This is a genomic window from Paenisporosarcina sp. P4_D4 (assembly GCF_056401835.1).
Genome location: NZ_JBFUIO010000003.1, coordinates 64724 through 85164, shown reverse-complemented (window position 1 = coordinate 85164; position 20441 = coordinate 64724). Strand labels below are relative to the sequence as shown.

The 20441-nt window shown below is 40.7% G+C and carries 20 protein-coding genes; 18 read left to right on the top strand and 2 right to left on the bottom strand.

From position 1 onward, the window contains the following. The first annotated feature begins 6 nt into the window (after positions 1-6). The 9 genes from def (at position 7) to spoVM (ending at position 8012) form a co-directional block, all read left to right on the top strand. On the top strand, positions 7-495 hold the full coding sequence (def, locus tag AC1DSL_RS02210) for a peptide deformylase (RefSeq protein WP_477531029.1): 489 nt from the start codon (positions 7-9) through the stop codon (positions 493-495). Then, the gene (gene fmt / locus AC1DSL_RS02205; protein ID WP_016427734.1) at positions 492-1433 is read left to right on the top strand and encodes a methionyl-tRNA formyltransferase; all 942 of its coding nucleotides are present in this window, start codon (positions 492-494) and stop codon (positions 1431-1433) included. The genes def and fmt overlap by 4 nt, the downstream gene beginning before the upstream one ends. Continuing rightward, entirely contained in the window at positions 1430-2803 is a 1374-nt protein-coding gene (gene rsmB, locus AC1DSL_RS02200; protein WP_016427733.1) for a 16S rRNA (cytosine(967)-C(5))-methyltransferase RsmB, read from the top strand. Before fmt ends, rsmB begins: the two co-directional genes overlap by 4 nt. Positions 2804-2960: 157 nt before the next feature. Next, entirely contained in the window at positions 2961-3710 is a 750-nt protein-coding gene (locus AC1DSL_RS02195) for a Stp1/IreP family PP2C-type Ser/Thr phosphatase (RefSeq protein ID WP_016427732.1), read from the top strand. Between the two features lie 2 nt (positions 3711-3712). After that, positions 3713-5665 carry a Stk1 family PASTA domain-containing Ser/Thr kinase gene (gene pknB, locus AC1DSL_RS02190; RefSeq protein WP_477531028.1) on the top strand — a complete coding sequence of 651 codons (1953 nt, stop codon included), beginning with the start codon at positions 3713-3715 and terminating at the stop codon, positions 5663-5665. An 11-nt stretch (positions 5666-5676) separates the two neighbouring features. Then, a complete protein-coding gene (rsgA, locus tag AC1DSL_RS02185) occupies positions 5677-6558 on the top strand; it encodes a ribosome small subunit-dependent GTPase A (RefSeq protein ID WP_477531027.1) in 882 nt (293 codons plus the stop codon). 1 nt (position 6559) lies between these two features. Beyond that, positions 6560-7228, top strand: a complete 669-nt coding sequence (gene rpe, locus AC1DSL_RS02180; RefSeq protein WP_016427729.1) for a ribulose-phosphate 3-epimerase — start codon at positions 6560-6562, stop codon at positions 7226-7228. Further along, positions 7225-7881, top strand: coding sequence for a thiamine diphosphokinase (locus AC1DSL_RS02175; RefSeq protein WP_477531026.1), 657 nt, complete (start codon positions 7225-7227; stop codon positions 7879-7881). Before rpe ends, AC1DSL_RS02175 begins: the two co-directional genes overlap by 4 nt. 14 nt (positions 7882-7895) lie before the next feature. Then, entirely contained in the window at positions 7896-8012 is a 117-nt protein-coding gene (gene spoVM, locus AC1DSL_RS02170; RefSeq protein ID WP_477531025.1) for a stage V sporulation protein SpoVM, read from the top strand. Positions 8013-8048: 36 nt separating this feature from the next. Here the strand turns inward: spoVM and rpmB are convergent, their stop codons facing one another. Beyond that, positions 8049-8237, bottom strand: coding sequence for a 50S ribosomal protein L28 (gene rpmB / locus AC1DSL_RS02165; protein WP_016427726.1), 189 nt, complete (start codon positions 8235-8237; stop codon positions 8049-8051). A gap of 229 nt (positions 8238-8466) precedes the next feature. Between rpmB and AC1DSL_RS02160 the strand changes: the two genes are divergently transcribed. From AC1DSL_RS02160 to recG, 5 genes are all read left to right on the top strand, one after another. Beyond that, positions 8467-8829, top strand: a complete 363-nt coding sequence (locus AC1DSL_RS02160) for an Asp23/Gls24 family envelope stress response protein (RefSeq protein ID WP_016427725.1) — start codon at positions 8467-8469, stop codon at positions 8827-8829. Positions 8830-8845: 16 nt separating this feature from the next. After that, positions 8846-10513, top strand: a complete 1668-nt coding sequence (locus AC1DSL_RS02155; RefSeq protein ID WP_477531024.1) for a DAK2 domain-containing protein — start codon at positions 8846-8848, stop codon at positions 10511-10513. A 632-nt stretch (positions 10514-11145) separates the two neighbouring features. Continuing rightward, entirely contained in the window at positions 11146-11808 is a 663-nt protein-coding gene (sdaAB, locus tag AC1DSL_RS02150) for an L-serine ammonia-lyase, iron-sulfur-dependent subunit beta (RefSeq protein ID WP_477531023.1), read from the top strand. A gap of 13 nt (positions 11809-11821) precedes the next feature. Then, on the top strand, positions 11822-12718 hold the full coding sequence (sdaAA, locus tag AC1DSL_RS02145) for an L-serine ammonia-lyase, iron-sulfur-dependent, subunit alpha (RefSeq protein ID WP_477531022.1): 897 nt from the start codon (positions 11822-11824) through the stop codon (positions 12716-12718). Further along, positions 12711-14759, top strand: coding sequence for an ATP-dependent DNA helicase RecG (recG, locus tag AC1DSL_RS02140; RefSeq protein ID WP_477531021.1), 2049 nt, complete (start codon positions 12711-12713; stop codon positions 14757-14759). The genes sdaAA and recG overlap by 8 nt, the downstream gene beginning before the upstream one ends. 628 nt (positions 14760-15387) lie before the next feature. Here recG and pdxR read toward each other — a convergent pair. After that, on the bottom strand, positions 15388-16827 hold the full coding sequence (gene pdxR, locus AC1DSL_RS02135; RefSeq protein WP_477531020.1) for a MocR-like pyridoxine biosynthesis transcription factor PdxR: 1440 nt from the start codon (positions 16825-16827) through the stop codon (positions 15388-15390). A gap of 318 nt (positions 16828-17145) precedes the next feature. Here pdxR and fapR point away from each other — a divergent pair, with 318 nt between their 5' ends. From fapR to fabG, 4 genes are read left to right on the top strand one after another with little or no spacing between them, the layout of a single operon-like run. Next, the gene (gene fapR / locus AC1DSL_RS02130) at positions 17146-17730 is read left to right on the top strand and encodes a transcription factor FapR (RefSeq protein ID WP_016427718.1); all 585 of its coding nucleotides are present in this window, start codon (positions 17146-17148) and stop codon (positions 17728-17730) included. Next, positions 17727-18719, top strand: a complete 993-nt coding sequence (gene plsX / locus AC1DSL_RS02125; protein WP_477531019.1) for a phosphate acyltransferase PlsX — start codon at positions 17727-17729, stop codon at positions 18717-18719. The genes fapR and plsX overlap by 4 nt, the downstream gene beginning before the upstream one ends. Continuing rightward, a complete protein-coding gene (gene fabD / locus AC1DSL_RS02120; RefSeq protein ID WP_477531018.1) occupies positions 18716-19660 on the top strand; it encodes an ACP S-malonyltransferase in 945 nt (314 codons plus the stop codon). Before plsX ends, fabD begins: the two co-directional genes overlap by 4 nt. Continuing rightward, entirely contained in the window at positions 19660-20406 is a 747-nt protein-coding gene (gene fabG, locus AC1DSL_RS02115; protein ID WP_477531017.1) for a 3-oxoacyl-[acyl-carrier-protein] reductase, read from the top strand. Before fabD ends, fabG begins: the two co-directional genes overlap by 1 nt. Positions 20407-20441 lie beyond the last annotated feature (35 nt).

Here is a 20441-nt window from a genome sequence, read left to right as displayed (position 1 = left end):
TAATCTTTGACGATTCGAAAAATCGTATTACATCCAAATGAAATATTAACAACTCCAACAAAAGAAGTGACAGAGTTCGATCAGAAACTTGCAACTTTACTTGACGATATGTATGAGACCATGCTTGAGTCAGATGGCATAGGAATAGCAGCGCCACAAGTGGGAGAGTTGCTTCGCGTTGCAATTGTAGACTTAGGAGAAGGGGAAGACATCATTGAGATGATCAATCCTTTGGTAGTTGATACGGAAGGGGAAGCCATAGAAGTGGAAGGTTGCCTCAGTTTCCCAGAACTTTATGGCGAAGTTGAACGTCCATATTTCGTACAGATAAAAGCACAGGAAAGAGACGGCACGTGGTATGAACTCGAGGCTGAAGATTATGAAGCAAGAGCCATTCTACATGAAATCGATCATTTGGATGGCGTATTGTTTGATTCGAAAATAATTCGCGTCGTCGATCCATCTGAGCTTGAAACTGAGGAGGAATTGATTTGACCTCTTTAGTATTTATGGGGACTCCAGAGTTCTCAGTACCGATTTTAACCATGCTACATGAAGAAGGCTATTCCATTTTAGCTGTTGTAACTCAGCCAGACCGTCCTGTAGGGCGTAAAAAAGTATTGACACCAACTCCTGTTAAAAAAGAAGCGTTACGTCTTGGATTACCTGTCATTCAGCCTGAAAAACTAAAAGGTTCACCACAACTAGATGAAATTCTTTCTTTACAACCGGATATTGTGGTAACGGCTGCGTTTGGTCAGTTACTTCCTAAAGAAATTCTGGAAGCACCTAAATATGGCTGTCTGAATGTACATGCTTCTTTGCTTCCTGCATATCGTGGGGGTGCTCCGATACATCAAGCTGTGATTGATGGTCAGACAGAAACAGGTGTGACCATCATGTATATGGCGCAAAAATTGGACGCTGGTGATATTATTTCACAAAAATCGATACCGATTGAACAATCCGATACAACAGGAGTTCTTTTTGAAAAATTGAGTGTCGTTGGACGTGACTTGTTAAAAGAAACATTACCGACCATTATTAATGGCTCAAATGCAAGATTGGTTCAGGATGAAAGCCTTGTGACATTTGCCCGCAATATTTCAAGAGAACAAGAACGAATTGATTGGAAACAGTCGGCACAGGACATTTATAATTTGGTACGTGGTCTTAATCCTTGGCCAGTTGCCTATACCACGTTGAAACAGGAAAACGTGAAAATATGGTGGGGTCAACCGAGTCAACAAACTTACTCGCAACCTGTAGGTACAGTCGTTGAATTGAAAGTTGATCGAGTGATTGTGCAAACAGGCGATAAACTAGCTTTTGAAATTACCGAATTACAACCAGCAGGAAAGAAAAAAATGTCTGCAGAAGAATTTCTACGAGGCACTGGTTCTAAATTACAGATTGGGGATCAGTTTGAATGAGCTCAAAAAGTTATAGAATGTGGAACGGAAATGTACGCGATGCCGCATTATCAATCTTGATGGCAATTGAAAAAAATCAAGCGTACAGTAATTTGTTACTTCATCAGACCATAGAAAAATATGATATTGAACCAAAAGACCGTGGGTTATTAACGGAAATTACTTATGGTACGCTGCAACACAAGATGACGCTTGATTACTATCTACAACCGTTCATCAAAGGAAAGCTGGATGATTGGGTTCGCCAGTTATTAAGACTTTCACTTTATCAAATTCATTATTTGGACCGAATTCCGAATCATGCTGCTGTCAATGAAGCTGTTGAAATTGCCAAGAAACGCAGTCACAAAGGGACAGCTGGATTGGTTAATGGCATTTTAAGAGGCATTCTACGACAAGGAGTTCGCTCGACTGAGGATATTGCGGATCCAATTGAACGACTATCAATTGAAGCAAGTCATCCATTATGGCTCATTGAACGATGGGTGAAACAATTTGGTTTCGAACAAGCTGAGACAATGGCTTTTGAAAACAATATTCCTCCTGCACATACCGTTCGCGTCAACACCACACGCATTTCAGTGGATGAGGCAATTGATATGTTGCTTGACGAAGGAATTGTAGCACACCAAAGCGAAGTGATACCTGAATGCTTGCACATTGAAAAAGGGCAAGTTGCCAAAACGAAAGCTTATCAATATGGTGCTGTTTCAATTCAAGATGAAAGTTCCATGATCCCTACTTATGCACTTCAGATTGAACCAGGGCAAAGAGTTTTGGATATGTGTGCGGCTCCTGGTGGAAAATCAATGCATATCGCTGAAAAGTTGAACGGTCAAGGATCTCTGGTATCTGTGGATTTGCATCCACATAAAGTAAAACTTATAGCCGATCAAGCTACAAGACTAGGTTTTGAAAACGTTGAAACCCGTACATGGGACAGCCGTGAACTGACAAATGAATATGAAGAACAATCGTTTGACCGAATACTTGTCGATGCTCCGTGCAGTGGCTTGGGTGTCATCCGTCGAAAACCCGATATTAAGTATACAAAGAAGCAGGAAGATTTTGCTTCATTGCATAATATCCAGATTCGATTACTTGATGAAGCGTACAAGTTAATCAAACCAAACGGACTGATCGTCTACAGTACATGTACCATTGATGAGGTTGAAAATAATGGAACTGTTCAAGAATTTCTTGCAAACCATACAGACATGATGCTGGATGAACTGAATGTATTACCAGAAGCCTATCATCACCTGACCAGCAATGGTATGATTCATATTTTCCCTCAGGATTTCAATAGCGATGGTTTCTTTGTTGCCGCTTTTCGGAAAAAAGAGTTATCTTCAAAAGAAGTGAAATAAAGAAGTAAAGTGATGCATACCAACATATTTTTATAGTATGAATCGTATGCACCAACGGACTTTCAGTTACAAACCGTCGTGAACACGGCTCTGATATTGATGCAGCTTGCAGACTACTTCTTGCGAGAAGCATCAACAAGAAACGGAGTGACCATTGATGAAATACACGGTATTAAGTGATATTGGTAAAAAAAGATCGGTGAATGAAGATCGCGCGGCAGTTTTCGTGCGATCGGATTTTGTCCGTTTAGGCGTCATTGCTGATGGCATGGGCGGACACAATGCTGGTGATATCGCAAGTGAGATGGCTATCACAAAAATCGGAGAAAGTTTTGAAAGCGCTGCCTTGAATCAATTTTCTACTGAGGAATCCATCAAAGAGTGGTTTTTACAGGCCGTAAAGAAAATCAATAGTAGCATTTTTGATTATTCCCTAAGACACGAGGATTGCCAAGGGATGGGTACTACTTTCCTGGCAGTTATATTAACAGATGCCGAAAAAATTCTTTGTCATATCGGAGATAGTCGGGCCTATGAATGGCATGAGGGGAAAATGAAGCAATTAACAAGAGACCATTCTTTTGTTAATGTCTTAGTGGAAAGTGGAGAAATCAGCGAAGAAGAAGCAGAAAGTCATCCGAAGAAAAATTTGATTACGAAATCATTAGGAACGCAAAAAAGCATCGAGCCGGACTTTATTTCAATTCAGATTCCTACATATTCTTACTTATTATTATGTTCTGATGGATTAAGTAACAAATTATCAATGGATGACATGACGAATATTTTAAAGACCAATCTTTCAGTTGGTGAAAAAGGATCCCGTTTAGTGAATCTTGCCAATGAAAAAGGTGGAGAAGATAACATCTCTCTCGTTTTAATCACAAATACGAAAGAGGAGGTGTAGTCGTGCTCTTAGGCAAAAGAATCAGCGGTCGATATAAAGTTCTCGAAATGATCGGTGGAGGGGGCATGTCCAATGTTTACCTCGCACACGACATGATTCTCGATCGGGATGTCGCAATAAAAGTCTTACGATACGACTTCTCTAATGAAGATGATTTACATCGTAGATTCCAGCGTGAAGCACTTTCAGCTACCAGTTTGACTCATCCGAACATCGTCAATATTTTCGATGTAGGTGAAGATGGGGACATTCACTATTTGGTCATGGAATTTGTTGAAGGGAAGACCTTGAAACAATATATTACTGATGCAGCACCTCTGTCACCGAATGAAGCTGTAACTATCATGAAGCAATTAACGTCTGCGATTGCACATGCTCATCAAAATCAAATCATTCATCGTGATATCAAGCCCCAAAATATTTTGATGGATGGTACCCATCATGTTAAAATCACGGACTTTGGAATTGCGATGGCTTTGAGTGCAACTTCATTTACCCAGACCAATTCCGTGTTAGGCACTGTCCATTATTTATCACCTGAACAAGCTCGTGGTGGTACAGCAACAAAAAAATCGGATATTTATGCGCTTGGAATTGTGTTGTATGAATTACTTATCGGCAAGCTTCCTTTTTCAGGAGAGTCAGCGGTATCCATTGCGTTGAAACATTTACAAACCGATACACCATCGGTTCGGGCAGCAGTACCAAGCATTCCACAAAGCCTTGAAAATGTTGTCATGAAAGCGACGGCGAAAGATCCACGTAACCGTTATCAGAATGTAGAAGAAATGCAGCGAGATTTGCAAAATGTTTTATCGGAAGAGCGCGCAAATGAGAAAGCTTTTGAGATTCCTTTAGATGATGATGGGGCTACAAAAGCAATGCCGGTCATCAAAGATGCTAGTTACGATTCATTAGCAAAGACAAAACATCTTAAAAAAGAACCGGTGGTAGTACCTCCCGTTGTGGAAGAAAAAAAGAAGAAGAAAAAATGGCCATGGATAGTGGGCATTCTTGCATTTTTATTGCTTGCAGGTTTAGTAATTGTTGTGGCATTTCCAGGGATATTTGGTCCCAAAAAAATCGAAGTTCCGGACGTAGCGAATTTGCCATTAAGTGAAGCAATCGATAAGGTGGAAGAAGTTGGATTCATTGCAGGAAATGAAAAACAGGAATCGTCGGAAGAAGTTGAGGAAGGCCAAGTTATTCGGACAATCCCACAAGCAGGAAAAATCCGGGAAGAAGCAACTGAAATTGAATTCATTATTTCAAGTGGGAAAGAGTCAGTGACGCTTGCAGACTATGCCGGACGTGAATACAACGTAGTGAAAGAATTACTGGCTTCGCAAAAATTCAAGTCCATCAAAGCAGACGAAGTATTCTCGGATGAGCCTGAGGGGCGCATTATCTCTCAAAGTCCATCTGAGTTCTCCGAAGTCATTCCGGATGAGACCGATCTTGTTTTCACTGTGAGTAAAGGACCGGAGTTGCAAAGTGTGATTGATTTGAGAAGACAATACAACGAGAAAACGTTGAATGACTATGCTCGATCATCCGGGTTTGATATTCGCATCATTAAAGAAGAGTATTCTGAAGATGTACCGGAAGGATTTGTCATTTCACAAAATCCAGTTGCAGGCACAAAACTTGAACTAGGCAGTTCGATTGAAATCGTTTTATCAAAAGGTCCTGCCGCCAAACAAATTAAAACGTTTGTGACAACAGTAGAAATCCCATATGAACCAGATGATCCGGGCACTGAGCAGATCGTACGAATTTATCTGCAAGATCAAACACACTCACTGACAGAACCAGTAGAGGAATATGTACTCACCGAAAACAAAAAGCAACAAATTCAATTGAAAATTGAAGAAGGACAAAAAGGAGCATATYGAATAATGGTCGACTCGAAAGTCATCGTAGATGAAATAATCGAGTATGACAGCTTCGAATAGGGAGGTATACAATGCCAACAGGACAAATACGAAAAGCACTTAGTGGATTTTACTATGTTCAGGACGGAGAACAATTTATACAATGCCGTGGACGCGGTGTATTCAGAAATCGTGGTGTTAACCCGCTAGTTGGGGACTTTGTCGATTATGAAGTGGAAAGCGGTTCAGACGGCACGATAACAGTGGTGCATGAACGTAAAAATGCACTCGTACGCCCACCTATTGCCAATATTGACCAAGCCTTACTGGTGTTTTCCCTGACTGAACCCGATTTCAATCCATTATTGCTGGATCGCTTTCTTGTTGTCGTGGAGTCATTTAATGTAGAGCCAATTATTTGTCTGACAAAAACAGATTTACTTTCTGAAGAAGAGATGAGTAAAATCCAGCCTTATTTGGATGATTATCGTGCGATTGGATATGAAATGCTTGAAACCTATAAGGATGATGATGATCTGGTGTCCAATATCGCTCCGATCCTGAAAGGCAAAATCAGCGTTTTGGCAGGACAATCCGGTGTAGGAAAATCTACACTGTTAAATACAGTGCTGCCATCGTTGAATTTAAAGACAGGGATTATTTCGGAAGCCCTTGGACGGGGGAAACATACGACTCGCCATGTAGAACTTTTAGAAGTATGTGAGGGGTTACTAGCGGATACTCCGGGATTCAGTTCCTTTGATTTCGAAGAGATTGAAAAAGAGCAGTTATCCGATTGTTTTCCTGAATTCCGCGAGGCGTCAGAACGATGTAAATTCAGAGGGTGCCTACACATAAGTGAACCGAAATGTGCAGTTCTTGCTGCACTTGAAACCGGAGAAATTAAAGATTATCGATACAAACATTACATGAAGTTTTTAGATGAAATAAACGATCGAAAGCCGAGGTATTAAAATGATAAAAATTGCTCCATCTATCCTTGCTGCTAATTTTTCGAAATTGGCTGAAGAAGTAATAGAAGTCGAAAAAGCTGGTGCGGAATTAATCCATATCGATGTAATGGACGGACATTTCGTGCCTAACATAACGATGGGTCCAATTGTGGTGGAAGCTTTAAGACCTGTAACGGATCTTCCTTTAGACGTTCATTTAATGATTGAAAATCCGGATTTGTATATTGAGTCATTTGCAAAAGCTGGTGCCGATTACATTACGGTTCATGTTGAAGCGTGTACTCACCTTCACCGTACCATTCAATTAATCCGTTCGTTTGGAGTGAAACCAGGTGTGGTATTAAATCCACATACGCCGGTTGAAAGCATCCAACATATTCTTGACGACATCGATATGGTGTTGTTCATGACGGTCAATCCAGGTTTCGGTGGACAGAAGTTCATTCATTCGGTCGTTCCGAAAGTTCAACAACTTTCTGACATAATTAAAGAAAAAGGATTGAATATTGAAATTGAAATTGATGGTGGTATTAATGCTGAGACCATTATTCCTTGTGCAGAGGCAGGCGCGACGATTTTTGTAGCCGGTTCAGCAATTTACAGTAAAACGGATCGTACTGCTGCATTACAGGAAATTAAAGAAGCAGGCGAACGAGCAATCCGCGGATGAAGACGGCAGTAATTTGCGCAGGTGGACCAGCTGATGAATTAGCTGATTTTGCGACCTTAAAAAATAACGATGAAATTATTTTTATCGGTGCAGACAAAGGTGCTATTTATTTAATCGAAAGTGGAATTCTTCCGGACGTGGCTATAGGTGATTTTGATTCATTGTCACCGGAAGAATTTTCGAAATTAAAAAACCAAGTGGCGTCAGTGAAAGTTGCACCTGCAGAAAAGAATGAAACGGATACCGATTTAGCAATCGATGAGTCATTGAATTTCGAACCGGATCATATTGTACTGACGGGTGTGACGGGTGGCCGATTAGATCACTTTATGGCTGTGCTTAACAGCGTTTATCGTTTTCAAACGGACAATCCCTCCATTCAATTTACAATACGCAACAAATGGAATGAAATGAAGCTGTTGACTCCTGGTGTAACCAAGTTAACGAAGGATCAACAGTTTCCATTTGTATCTTTTTTTGCCTTTCAAGGAAGCGTGAAACACGTGACGTTAGCAGGTATGAAATATAATGTCAGCGATGAGACGATTGAAATGGGCATTTCCCGCTTTACAAGTAATGAAGTATTGGACGAACAAGGGTCTATCTCCTTTACATCTGGCATATGTTTATTAATACGTAGCTCAGATCAATAAGAAGGAGTGAAAGCATGCGTGTTTATACGTTTAGATTACCGAAATTTGTAAGTGGGTTTGTAAGAATGTGTTTAGGTTGGATGAATACCGAGGAAAAACCGAAGAAGAGGAACGAAAAAATGCCAGACTGACTTTTGTCAGTCTGGCATTACTTATGGGCGCGAAGATTAAACGCGCTCAACTTTTCCAGATTTCAATGCTCTCGCAGAAACCCATACACGTTTTGGTTTGCCGTCTACAAGAATACGAACTTTTTGTAGGTTAGCTCCCCAAGTACGTTTTGTTGAGTTCATTGCGTGAGAACGAGCGTTACCAGCACGAGCTTTGCGCCCTGAAATTACACATACTTTTGGCATACTATTTTCCTCCTCAAAAAAGAAGCTGAAAGATTTTTTTCAGTTCGATATTTCACATACTTTAATAATTTAACATATAGTAAATTTCTTTGCAACAAGTTTTCACCCCTCTTTCAAGAAAAAAGCCTTTACAGACAAATGCAGGAGATGTTAACGTTTTCTTTTATTAAAGGACTTTGTGTAGTACAATAATGGGTAGTCAAAAAGGACTTATAAGGAGGCATACTCTATGTCAATTGAGTTAAAAAACGAATTCGGTCAAATTGATATTTCAAATGACGTCGTTGCCCAAATTGCAGGTGGAGCAGCTATTGAGTGTTATGGAATTGTAGGAATGGCTACTAAACACCAAATTCGAGATGGTTTAACGGATATTTTACGTAAAGAAAATTTTGCTAAAGGTGTACTTGTACGCCAAAATGGCGAGGATCTTCACATAGATATGTACATCATCATCAGCTACGGCACTAAAGTGTCAGAAGTAGCTTATCAAGTTCAATCGAAAGTTAAATACACATTAAATAAGACATTAGGACTAGCAGTGAAATCAGTAAATATTTACGTTCAAGGAGTTCGTGTTACGAACCCATAAGAGGAGGAAGTAGGATATGAAGTCTTTAGACGGAATTCAATTTGCAGAAATGGTGAAAATGGGTGCCCATCATCTATTTCAGAATGCAGATTATGTGGATGCGCTAAACGTCTTTCCTGTTCCCGATGGTGACACGGGAACGAACATGAACTTATCCATGTCTTCTGGAGCAAAAGAAACAGAAGCACATGCAGTTGCTCATATTGGAAAAACAGCACAAGCACTATCAAAAGGATTGTTAATGGGGGCTCGTGGGAACTCGGGCGTTATTTTATCCCAACTTTTCCGTGGATTCGGAAAAGATGTTGAAACTAAATCATCTTTGACGGCAAAAGAGTTTGCCCACGCATTCCAACATGGTGTGGATATGGCTTATAAAGCAGTCATGAAACCAGTGGAAGGAACTATTTTGACCGTAGCAAAAGATTCTGCTAAAAAAGCGGTTGAAGTTGCAGAACATGAAGACGATGTCATTGTTGTGATGGACGAGTTGCTTAAAGAAGCAAAAGCGTCTTTGGCACGTACGCCTGATTTACTTCCGGTATTAAAGGAAGTTGGTGTAGTTGATTCTGGTGGACAAGGTCTTGTGTTCGTTTATGAAGGTTTCATTGCTTCGATGAAAGGCGAGAAATTACCTGAGAAGACCTCTGCTTATTCAATGGATGATCTTGTAAGTGCGGAACATCATAAAAATGTTCAGGGCTTCATGGATACATCGGACATTGAATTTGGATACTGTACGGAATTCATGGTGAAATTCATGCCAGAAAAAGTAGCAGAACATCCTTTCAATGAAAATGACTTCCGCGAAGGTTTGAGTCAATTCGGTGATTCATTGCTGGTTATTTCGGATGACGAGATTGCAAAGGTACATATCCACTCTGAACAACCTGGTAATTGTTTAAGCTATGGTCAGAAATATGGCGATCTTATAAAAATCAAGATTGAAAACATGCGTCAGCAGCATGCTGAAATTGTTGGAGATGATTACAAAAAAGATCAACCGACTGCCGCTCCTGCAAAAAAACATCCGTATGCAGTGGTTACCGTTGCGATGGGTGAAGGAATTTCCGAACTTCTGAAAAGTGTAGGTGCAAGTGCAGTCATTGAGGGCGGTCAAACAATGAACCCTTCTACGGAAGATATCGTCAAAGCGATTGAAGCTGTTGGCGCTGAAAGAGTTCTTATTTTGCCGAATAACAAAAATATAATCATGGCAGCTGAGCAAGCTGCAGAAGTGATGGGTATTGAAGCAGCAGTAGTACCAACAAAATCTGTTCCTCAAGGAATGGCGGCATTGTTAGCATTCAATCCGGAAGCTTCTGTTGAAGACAACAAAGCAACAATGACTGAAGCTTTTGCACACGTCAAAACAGGACAAGTAACGTTTGCGGTTCGTGATACTTCCATCGATGGTGTTGAAATCCAGAAGGATGACTTCATGGCGATTTCAGAAGGGAAGATTATTCTTGCCACACCTTCACTCGAAGAAGTTTCTCAAACACTTCTCAACAATATGGTTGATGAAGATGCAGAAATCATTACCATCATTTACGGCGAAGACGTTACGGAAGTCGATGCCAACGAGTTGGCTGCATTTGTAGAAGAGAAATTCTCTCATGCAGATGTGGAAGTTTATAATGGGAAACAACCGTTATATCCATACATCATCTCAGTAGAATAATACACAAAAGCAGTGAATCAATTCGGTTCACTGCTTTTTTTACAATGCTCTGTTAAACTAGATTGTTGATTTCCGATACGAGAGGACGCTGTGTGCAGTTCGTGAGCCTTCTCACGCGAAAAAATCTGTGCTCCTGTTTCTGTTTCTGTTTCTGCATCGCTTCGCTAGCTTCGAAACATGGAGGTGCGTTGCATCGCTTCTCTATCTTCGTCGCAAACGAATTGTACAAAAGCAATTTTGCACAATTCATTCACTGTGGGTTCTTACCTGGACATGCTTAACCCGCTGGAAAGATATTGGACGAATGGCCAATATCTTTCCGACGAGTAACCGCAGGATCCAAAAGAGCGAAGACTACTGAGGGATAGCGAGACAGTCGAGACCCCGCAACAGCGAACATAGGAACGAAGAATAAGTACGCACATCGTGTTGCAACGCCTTCGTGACCAACATCCTGTTGGCCTGAGGAGTCTTGACGCTCGCCCTAAGAAAGCGTAGCTATTTTGCGGAATATCAACAGCAATATTTAACATGGCTTGACACATAAATGTAAGCGGATTCTATTACTTTTGTTTAATGTGCACTTATATTGTAAACTGTTAGTAGAAATTCGAAACAAAGGGGTTAGTAAAATGAAGTTTAAATCAGTCTTTGATATTATTGGTCCAGTCATGATTGGCCCTTCATCTTCACATACAGCAGGTGCAGCAAGAATTGGTCTGGTGACCCGCGAATTATTTGGCAGACAGCCAAAGTGGGCAACAATTTATTTATATGGCTCTTTTGCCGAAACATACAAAGGGCACGGGACAGACATTGCCATTGTTGGGGGATTACTAGGTTTTGACACGTTTGATGAACGCATCAAGACTTCGTTTGAGCTGGCAAAAGATATTGGCATGACATTTGAATTCATCCCAGAAAGCGGTCATACTGAGCATCCCAATACAGCACGTATTGTCATTGGCGACGATTCAGGTGAAATGGAACTAATCGGCATTTCCATTGGTGGCGGAAAAATCGAAATCAGTGAATTAAATGGTTTCCCGCTTCGATTATCAGGAAATCATTCTGCAATATTAGTTGTACATGATGATAAACCAGGGAGTATTGCAAAAGTAGCAAGCTGTCTGGCGGAACAAAATATCAATATTGGACATATGGAAGTGTCTAGAAAAGAGCAAGGTCAGAGGGCGTTAATGGTTATTGAAGTGGATGAGCCAATCGAAGATCATGTGTTATTGCAAATCTCAAAATTGCCTTATATCACACAAGTAACGAAAATTGCAGATTAAAGGAGTTATATAAATGAATGTTCTATTTCGTAATGTAAAAGAATTGGTCGCTTTGGCTAACAGTGAAAATAAATTGATTTCTGAGTTGATGATTGAGCAGGAAATGTTGGTTACACGAAGAAGCCGTGAAGACATCATGAATCAAATGGACCGCAACTTGACGGTCATGGAAGAAGCAGTTGAAAAAGGATTGAAAGGCGTTCAATCCACTTCAGGTTTAACTGGAGGAGACGCAGTGCTACTTCAAAATTACATGAAAAAAGGCAAAACGCTTTCTGGCACATTGTTGATTGATGCAGTTAGTAAAGCTGTAGCAACTAACGAAGTAAATGCGGCTATGGGGACGATTTGTGCAACACCGACTGCAGGTTCAGCAGGCGTAGTGCCTGGTACTTTATTCGCTGTGCAAAATCAATTGAATCCTACACGTGAAGAAATGATACGTTACTTGTTCACTTCAGGAGCTTTTGGATTCGTGGTAGCTAACAATGCATCCATTTCAGGAGCTGCTGGAGGATGTCAGGCGGAAGTAGGATCAGCAGCGGCGATGGCAGCGGCAGCGATTGTTGAAATGTCCGGCGGTACTCCACAGCAATGTTCGGAAGCTTTTGCGATAACGATGAAGAATATGTTGGGTCTAGTTTGTGATCCTGTTGCGGGATTAGTAGAAGTTCCATGTGTTAAACGCAATGCGATGGGAGCTGCAAACGCATTGGTTGCTGCAGATATGGCTCTAGCAGGCGTGACTAGCCGTATTCCTTGTGATGAAGTTATTGATGCCATGTTTAAAATTGGTCAAACAATGCCAACTGCATTAAAAGAAACTGCGCAGGGCGGTTTAGCTGCGACACCTACAGGAAAAGCACTAGCAGAAAGAATCTTTGGTGCTGAATTTGTAAAAGGTGTCTGATAAAGCACTTCAGGCAGTCAGTAGTTTAAAAGGTATTGGTGGCGAAACAGAAAAAACACTGAATGACATGGGCATTGTTACTTTACTGGATTTAGTCATGACATTTCCATATCGTCATGAAGATTTTCGTTTAAAAAACATAGCAGAAACACCACATAATGAACGGATAACAGTGGAGGGAAGGGTCGAAAGTGAACCTTCCGTTCTTTTTTTAGGGAAAAACAAATCTCGTATGCAAATTAGACTGCTCGTAGGACCACATTTAATTAAAGTGGTCTTTTTTAATCAGGCATACTTGAAGAATAAAATAACCAGCGGTCAAATCATAACGGTAACGGGTAAATGGGATCGAGGTCGTCAGGCGATCAGCGTATCCAATTTTTCGCCAGGACCCAAAACGGACAATGTGGATTTTGAGCCCATGTATAGCCWGAAAGGATCTCTTCATCAAAAAACTTTCCGTAAATTTATGCATCAGGCTTTGCAGGAAGTGGCAAACGATTTAGAAGAATGTCTGCCACATAGCTTAAGAGAAACTTATAAACTTTTACCAGTGCATGAAGCGCTGGAAGGGATACACTTCCCGAAATCTGCTGAACATGTGAAACAGGCACGCAGACGATTTGTTTATGAAGAATTATTGCAGTTCCAATTGAAAATGCAAGCGATAAAAAAAGCGCGTAAAGAACAAAATAAAGGGCTCTCCATTGCCTATGATGTCCAGAAATTAAAAGACTTAATTTCTGCACTTCCTTACGAACTGACGAATGCTCAAAAGCGGGTAGTCAATGAAATATGTAAAGATTTAAAAGAGCCACACCGTATGAACCGCTTGCTTCAAGGTGATGTTGGTTCGGGTAAAACGGTTGTTGCTGCGATTGGTTTATATGCAGTGATTACCGCAGGCTACCAAGGCGCCTTGATGGCTCCAACGGAAATTTTAGCAGAGCAACATGCCGCGTCACTCCATGATTGGTTGTCACCTCTGGGGATACGTATGGCACTATTAACCGGTTCAACCAAAATAAAAGCGAGAAGAATTTTACTGGAGCAACTTCAAAATGGGGAGATTGACTTGCTCATAGGAACACACGCACTTATTCAGCCGGACGTAGAATTTAAGAAACTTGGTCTCGTCATTACCGATGAACAACATAGATTCGGTGTGGAACAGCGTAGGGTGCTGCGGGACAAAGGAATGAACCCGGATGTATTATTCATGACGGCAACACCGATTCCCCGCACGCTGGCGATTACAGCTTTTGGTGAAATGGATGTATCCATTATTGATGAAATGCCAGCTGGGCGAAAAGAGATTGAAACGCATTGGGTTAAAAAGGAGCTTTTTGATCAAATCATTAAACGCATGGTGATAGAGCTTAAAGCTGGTAGACAAGCCTACGTCATTTGTCCACTCATTGAAGAATCGGATAAACTGGATGTGCAGAATGCGGTGGAAGTGTACGAACAATTGTCTTCCATTTTCCATCAGAAATATAAGGTAGGTCTGATGCATGGCCGTTTGCATTCCAGTGAAAAAGATGAAGTCATGCGGGCATTCAGTGATGGGGAAGTTCAAGTTCTCGTATCCACTACGGTAGTTGAAGTAGGGGTGAATGTACCAAATGCGACGTTTATGGTTATTTATGATGCAGAACGTTTTGGTTTGGCCCAACTTCATCAGCTTCGCGGTCGTGTAGGGCGTGGCTCTGAACAGTCCTATTGTATTTTATTGGCTGATCCGAAATCCGAGGAAGGTAAAGAACGAATGACGTCGATGACAGAAACCAATGATGGATTCAAACTTGCTGAAAAAGATCTGGAACTTCGTGGAGCAGGTGATTTTTTCGGTCGGAAACAAAGCGGGATGCCAGAGTTCAAGATGGCAGACCTCGTCCATGACTACCGTGCACTAGAAACTGCAAGACAAGACGCTGAAAGATTTATTTCCTCAGATGAATTTTGGACAAGTGATGAGACAAAGTGTTTGCGGAACTACTTGGAACAATCTGGTGCAATGGATGGAGAACGGATTGATTAATTAAGCTCTGTTAAATGGTATGGTTGTTTATCGTCCATTTGCGCTTGCCGCACGTATAGCATGCCAACATGTATGAAAACCACATACTTGCGGCTTGCTATGCGCAAAAGCCATTAATTATTAGCGTGGTGACTCGAGTCGAACTACATTGTACGCAAAAAATCGCACAGGAGCATTTTCCTGTGCGATTTCTCCATGTTGAATAGTCGAACCATTCAAATGGTATTTATTTTAAAACCAAAAAATCAACGCTACAATAATTATTAGTGGAAGTAAGGCGCTATACATCAATCCAAGTTTAGTTATACTTTTTTCACTACTATAAACAGCGTCTCTTTCTTTTGTAACTAAAAGTGTACTTACCAGAGCGATCACCAAAATTATGGAAACGATAATTAATAAAATGAGAATGTTCATATTTCCTCCTTGAATGTCATCTTTATCGTAAACCTTGTTTAGAATATATCCTTACATTCAAACATTGAAATGATTACATATGATATAAAAAATGTATTTCTACTTTTCCTACTGCCCTATCGCATATAATTATAAAGGATTTACTAAATTTATGACCATCCATTTCGGTATTAATTATACCATCCACTTTTGTGCTATTTTCAAAAATAAATTACTCTTGAACCACTTGCAAGGCTTCTGCAAATCGTTTTATTCCTTCATGTATATTTCCTTCATTTTCTCTAGCAAATGTAAAACGGACATATCCTTTTTCTGAACCCATTGTTGTTCCAGGAACAAATATAATCCCTCTTTTTATGGATTCTTCCAGCAGTTTCATTTCATTATATTCTATATTCAGCTTGCACCAGATATGAATGCCTCCTTCGGGAGCATGAAAATCGACTTGTTTCCCAAGAAAAAATTCAAGGCTTTTGGCTATTTGATCTCTTCGCTTTTTCAACTGCATGTTTAACCTTTTTATATGTGCAGGAAAGTCTTCTGACTCCAGGAAATCATTTGCAATCCATTGAGTGAAACTCGAATGTCCAAAATCAATCTGCTGCTTCGCATCTGTCAATCGTTCAATCACCGCTTTTGGACCTATGATCCAGCCAATCCTCAATCCGGAAGCCACGATTTTTGATAATGAACTTATATACAGGACATTCCCTTGGGTGTCCATCGACTTTAAGGTGGTGACTTCATCACCCCTAAAGGAAGATAAACTGTATGGATCATCTTCCACAATAGGAATTCCGTACTTAGATGATATGTCCAAAACAGCTTTTCTTCTACTCTGGGATAAAAAAGTTCCAGTTGGATTTTGGAAAGCAGGATTCAAGAAAATCATTCTGATTTTATGCTTTTTATATAAGGATACTAAGTCATCCGGATTAATTCCTTCCGTGTCCATGGGCAAATAATAGGTCCTGATACCTGCAGATTTGAATATAGGGAGACTGTAAGAGTACGATGGATTCTCTATAGCTACTGCATCACCCGGCTTTAATAGGCATTGGATGACTAAATGCAAAGCCTGCTGTGCACCAGAGGTAATAAGGATTGAGGACGGATCAGTTCCCTCCATTTTCCTTTGATGAATCACATGTTTTGCAATTGTATTTCTTAATATCACATTCCCTTGAGGGTGATCATAGCCCAAGCTTCCGAAAAATGATCTGTTTGATGCAATGCTTCTCAGTGTGGCCTGTGGGAAGAGGTCTTCCGACAATTCTCCACTGGCTAAATTGATCAATTTATGATCAGCCACTTCTTTTCGGATTTTTTGGGTTACGGCTAAATTAGGCAATATAGAGCCAGCCTCAATATATCGATTCCAACTCGGAATCCGTTTCTTCGTAATCCCCCATATGTCTTTATTTATTGTTGTACCGCTTCCTCTTTTTCTTTGGATAAGCCCATTGGATTCCAATTCGTCGTATGCAGACACAACTGTACTGCGGTTAATGTTATATTCCTTAGCCAAGAACCTTTCCGACGGAAGTGGTTCATCATGCGGAAAAGTTCCATCCGCAATTCCGGCTTCGATATATTCCGAAAGCTGTTTATAAATCGCTTTTTTGGCATTTCTATCAGGCATCCAGTTCATTTTTCACATTCCCCTTTAGTACGTTTATCAATGCAGTTGATCGTGTGTTTTATTGGTTTAGTTACGATTTCTTTTGCTTGTCTCTATTATGGCACCAATTCCACCAAGAGAAAAATTAAACGCTACGCATCAATTAGTCTGTGAAATATTCTTTAACTTTTTCTTTTCTTAGATGGCCCGAAAAAATTGCTCGCCTTTGAAAAATGTACTCTTTTGATGCTCCATTTGAAGTATGAACTTTCATAGAATCCTTGCATTCTTTTTGTTGTATTAATATACTGATATTAGTACCAAGTGCTAATATCGGATGGTGACCATATGAAACGCTCAAAAAAAGAACGTCAACAACTGTTAATAGATACGATAAAAAATAATCCCTTCATCACGGATGAAGAGCTGGCAGGCCAGTTTAGCGTAAGTGTCCAGACAATACGATTGGATCGATTGGAATTATCAATTCCCGAGTTACGCGAGCGCATAAAACATGTCGCTTCGAAATCTTTTGAAGATGAGGTACGTTCATTGCCGTTAAATGAAGTAATCGGTGAAATGGTAGACATTGAGTTGGATGTCCGAGCAATTTCATTGTTTGACGTCAAAACGGAACATGTATTCAAACGAAATCGAATCGCACGTGGGCATCATTTATTCGCTCAGGCCAATTCTTTGGCGGTGGCTGTCATTAATGATGAGTTAGCGTTGACTGTGAAATCGAATTTGTCTTTTGTTAAACCAGTCAAACTTGGAGATCGCGTTATTGCAAAAGCAGCAGTGACAAAAAAAGATCAAGATAAAAATCGCACATTTGTCGAAGTCACTTCAACTGTCGAAAATGAAATTGTTTTTGAAGGACATTTTGAAATGTATCGCACAAATGAGCATGGTAAAGGTGATGTATCATGAGAATCGCAGTAGACGCAATGGGTGGAGACCACGCACCTAAAGAAATCGTGGAAGGTGTTTTAAAAGCACTGGAGCAATTCGAAGATATCCATATTCTTTTATACGGTCATGAAGAAAAGGTGAAACCGTTTCTTTCAACTCATGAACGGTTAACACTTATACATACAGAAGAAAAAATAGAAGCAGACGATGAACCTGTAAGAGCGATTCGTCGAAAAAAAGATGCTTCGATGGTTCGCATGGCGGAAGCCGTGAAAAACGGAGAAGCCAATGCGTGTGTATCTGCTGGTAACACGGGAGCATTAATGGCTGCTGGACTTTTCATCGTAGGTCGAATTGAAGGAATTGAGCGCCCTGCGCTTGCTCCAACATTGCCGACAATCGATGGACAAGGATTTGTTATGCTTGATTTGGGAGCAAATTCTGATGCGAAGCCTGAGCATTTGGTTCAGTTCGGTATTATGGGGAGTATTTATGCGGCAAAAGTACGTGGGATCGAATCACCACGAGTTGGATTGTTGAACATTGGGACGGAAGAAACAAAAGGAAATGAATTAACGAAGGCTGCTTTTAGTCAATTACAACAAGCACCGATTAACTTCGTTGGGAACGTGGAATCACGAGATTTACTGATGAATGTCGCTGATGTTGTTGTGACGGATGGTTTTACAGGTAACATGGTATTGAAGACAATAGAAGGAACTGCAGCTAGCTTTTTCAGTATGTTAAAGGGAGTATTTGGCGCTTCTACGAAATCAAAAATATCCGCTTATCTTGTCAAAGATGATTTACGTGGTCTAAAAAACAAAATGGATTATACCGAATACGGAGGCGCTGCATTATTTGGTCTGAAAGCACCTGTCATCAAAGCACATGGGTCTTCCAATGCCAATGCCATAATGAACGCAATCCGCCAGGCACGTACAATGGTTGAATTTGATGTGTGTGGCACAATCCATTCAACTATTGAAGGAGGTAAAACTAAATGACAAAAATTGCATTTATTTTTCCAGGACAAGGATCTCAAGCGATTGGCATGGGGAATGAATTGGTTCAGACCAATACAGGTAACAAGGCGTTTTATGATAAAGCCGATGAGCAATTGGGATTCGCCCTTTCAACGCTGATGTTGGAAGGACCGGTTGAAGAATTGACGTACACTTATAATGCACAGCCTGCACTTTTGACAACAAGCACAATGGTGTCTGAACTTCTGCAAGCTGCTGGTTTAAAACCAGATTACACAATAGGTCATAGTCTTGGAGAATATTCAGCACTTGTTGCATCAGGCGTTATGTCTTTTGAAGACGGTGTGAAAATTGTCCATCAACGTGGATTATTCATGAATGAAGCGGTACCTGCTGGACTAGGGGCTATGGCTGCCATTCTCAGTATGGAAGCTGATGCTCTAAAAATGGTAACGGATCAAGTGACAGCTGAGGGTGAAGTTGTCCAACTCGCAAACTTGAATTGTCCTGGCCAAATCGTCATATCAGGAACAAAAGCCGGCGTTGAAAAAGCCTGCCTGCAAGCAAAAGAAGCTGGGGCTAAACGAGCAATTCCACTGGTTGTCAGCGGACCGTTCCACTCTGAGCTTATGAGACCTGCAGCATCGAAACTGGAGAATGCATTAAATGAACTGGACATGCATAATACAGATGTTCCTGTCATTTCAAATGTTACTGCAGGACCTGTAACATCGGCTGAGGAAATGAAACAGCTACTGGTTGAACAACTTTATTCGCCTGTACGTTTCGAAGAATCAATCCGTGCATTATTGGAATTAGGCGTAAACACATTCATTGAATGTGGACCTGGTAAAGTTCTGAGTGGATTAGTGAAAAAAATTGATCGATCGGCAGTCGTTTATGCAGCTTATGATAACGAAACTGTTGAGCAAGTAATTGAGGCAGCAAAGGAGTGGGCGTAATGGGGAAATTAATGGGAAAAACGGCAATCGTCACTGGAGCTTCACGAGGAATTGGTGCTGAAATCGCAAAGTATTTGGCTAAAGAAGGGGCACGCATTGCTGTGAACTACAGCGGCAGCCAAGCAAAAGCTGAAGAAGTTGTGAATGACATACTTGCAAATGGTGGAGAAGCTTTCGCCATTCAGGCAAGTGTCAGCGATGCAGAAAGTGTATCTGCAATGATTGCTGAAACAATGAGCCGTTATGGCAGTATCGATATTTTAGTCAACAATGCTGGGATTACACGCGACAATCTATTAATGCGTATGAAAGAAAATGAGTGGGACGACGTGATCAACACAAATCTAAAAGGTGTATTTTTGTGTACGAAAGCCGTTACTCGTCAAATGATGAAGCAACGTGCTGGCAGAATCGTCAATATTGCATCGATTGTCGGCGTTTCAGGTAATGCGGGTCAAGCTAACTACGTAGCAGCCAAAGCGGGTGTTATTGGTTTAACGAAAACAACTGCGAAAGAATTAGCTAGTCGTAACATTAATGTCAACGCTATTGCACCAGGATTCATCACTACTGATATGACAGACGAACTGTCCGAAGAAGTGAAATCGCAAATGCTGACTCAAATTCCGTTGGCGAAGCTAGGCAATCCTGAAGATGTAGCAAAAGCAGTTGTATTTTTGGCTTCCGATGATTCGAACTACATTACAGGTCAAACGCTTCATGTCGATGGCGGTATGATAATGTAATTATCCTCTATGAAGTAAGCGTGGTTTTTTGTATA

Bases quoted from the DNA above. Each gene is read 5' to 3' on its own strand.
- rsmB (WP_016427733.1), top strand. From the start codon at position 1,430: ATGAGCTCAAAAAGTTATAGAATGTGGAACGGAAATGTACGCGATGCC.
- AC1DSL_RS02195 (WP_016427732.1), top strand. From the start codon at position 2,961: ATGAAATACACGGTATTAAGTGATATTGGTAAAAAAAGATCGGTGAAT.
- rsgA (WP_477531027.1), top strand. From the start codon at position 5,677: ATGCCAACAGGACAAATACGAAAAGCACTTAGTGGATTTTACTATGTT.
- rpe (WP_016427729.1), top strand. From the start codon at position 6,560: ATGATAAAAATTGCTCCATCTATCCTTGCTGCTAATTTTTCGAAATTG.
- AC1DSL_RS02175 (WP_477531026.1), top strand. From the start codon at position 7,225: ATGAAGACGGCAGTAATTTGCGCAGGTGGACCAGCTGATGAATTAGCT.
- spoVM (WP_477531025.1), top strand. From the start codon at position 7,896: ATGCGTGTTTATACGTTTAGATTACCGAAATTTGTAAGTGGGTTTGTA.
- rpmB (WP_016427726.1), bottom strand. From the start codon at position 8,237: ATGCCAAAAGTATGTGTAATTTCAGGGCGCAAAGCTCGTGCTGGTAAC.
- AC1DSL_RS02160 (WP_016427725.1), top strand. From the start codon at position 8,467: ATGTCAATTGAGTTAAAAAACGAATTCGGTCAAATTGATATTTCAAAT.
- AC1DSL_RS02155 (WP_477531024.1), top strand. From the start codon at position 8,846: ATGAAGTCTTTAGACGGAATTCAATTTGCAGAAATGGTGAAAATGGGT.
- sdaAB (WP_477531023.1), top strand. From the start codon at position 11,146: ATGAAGTTTAAATCAGTCTTTGATATTATTGGTCCAGTCATGATTGGC.
- sdaAA (WP_477531022.1), top strand. From the start codon at position 11,822: ATGAATGTTCTATTTCGTAATGTAAAAGAATTGGTCGCTTTGGCTAAC.
- pdxR (WP_477531020.1), bottom strand. From the start codon at position 16,827: ATGAACTGGATGCCTGATAGAAATGCCAAAAAAGCGATTTATAAACAG.
- fapR (WP_016427718.1), top strand. From the start codon at position 17,146: ATGAAACGCTCAAAAAAAGAACGTCAACAACTGTTAATAGATACGATA.
- plsX (WP_477531019.1), top strand. From the start codon at position 17,727: ATGAGAATCGCAGTAGACGCAATGGGTGGAGACCACGCACCTAAAGAA.
- fabD (WP_477531018.1), top strand. From the start codon at position 18,716: ATGACAAAAATTGCATTTATTTTTCCAGGACAAGGATCTCAAGCGATT.
- fabG (WP_477531017.1), top strand. From the start codon at position 19,660: ATGGGGAAATTAATGGGAAAAACGGCAATCGTCACTGGAGCTTCACGA.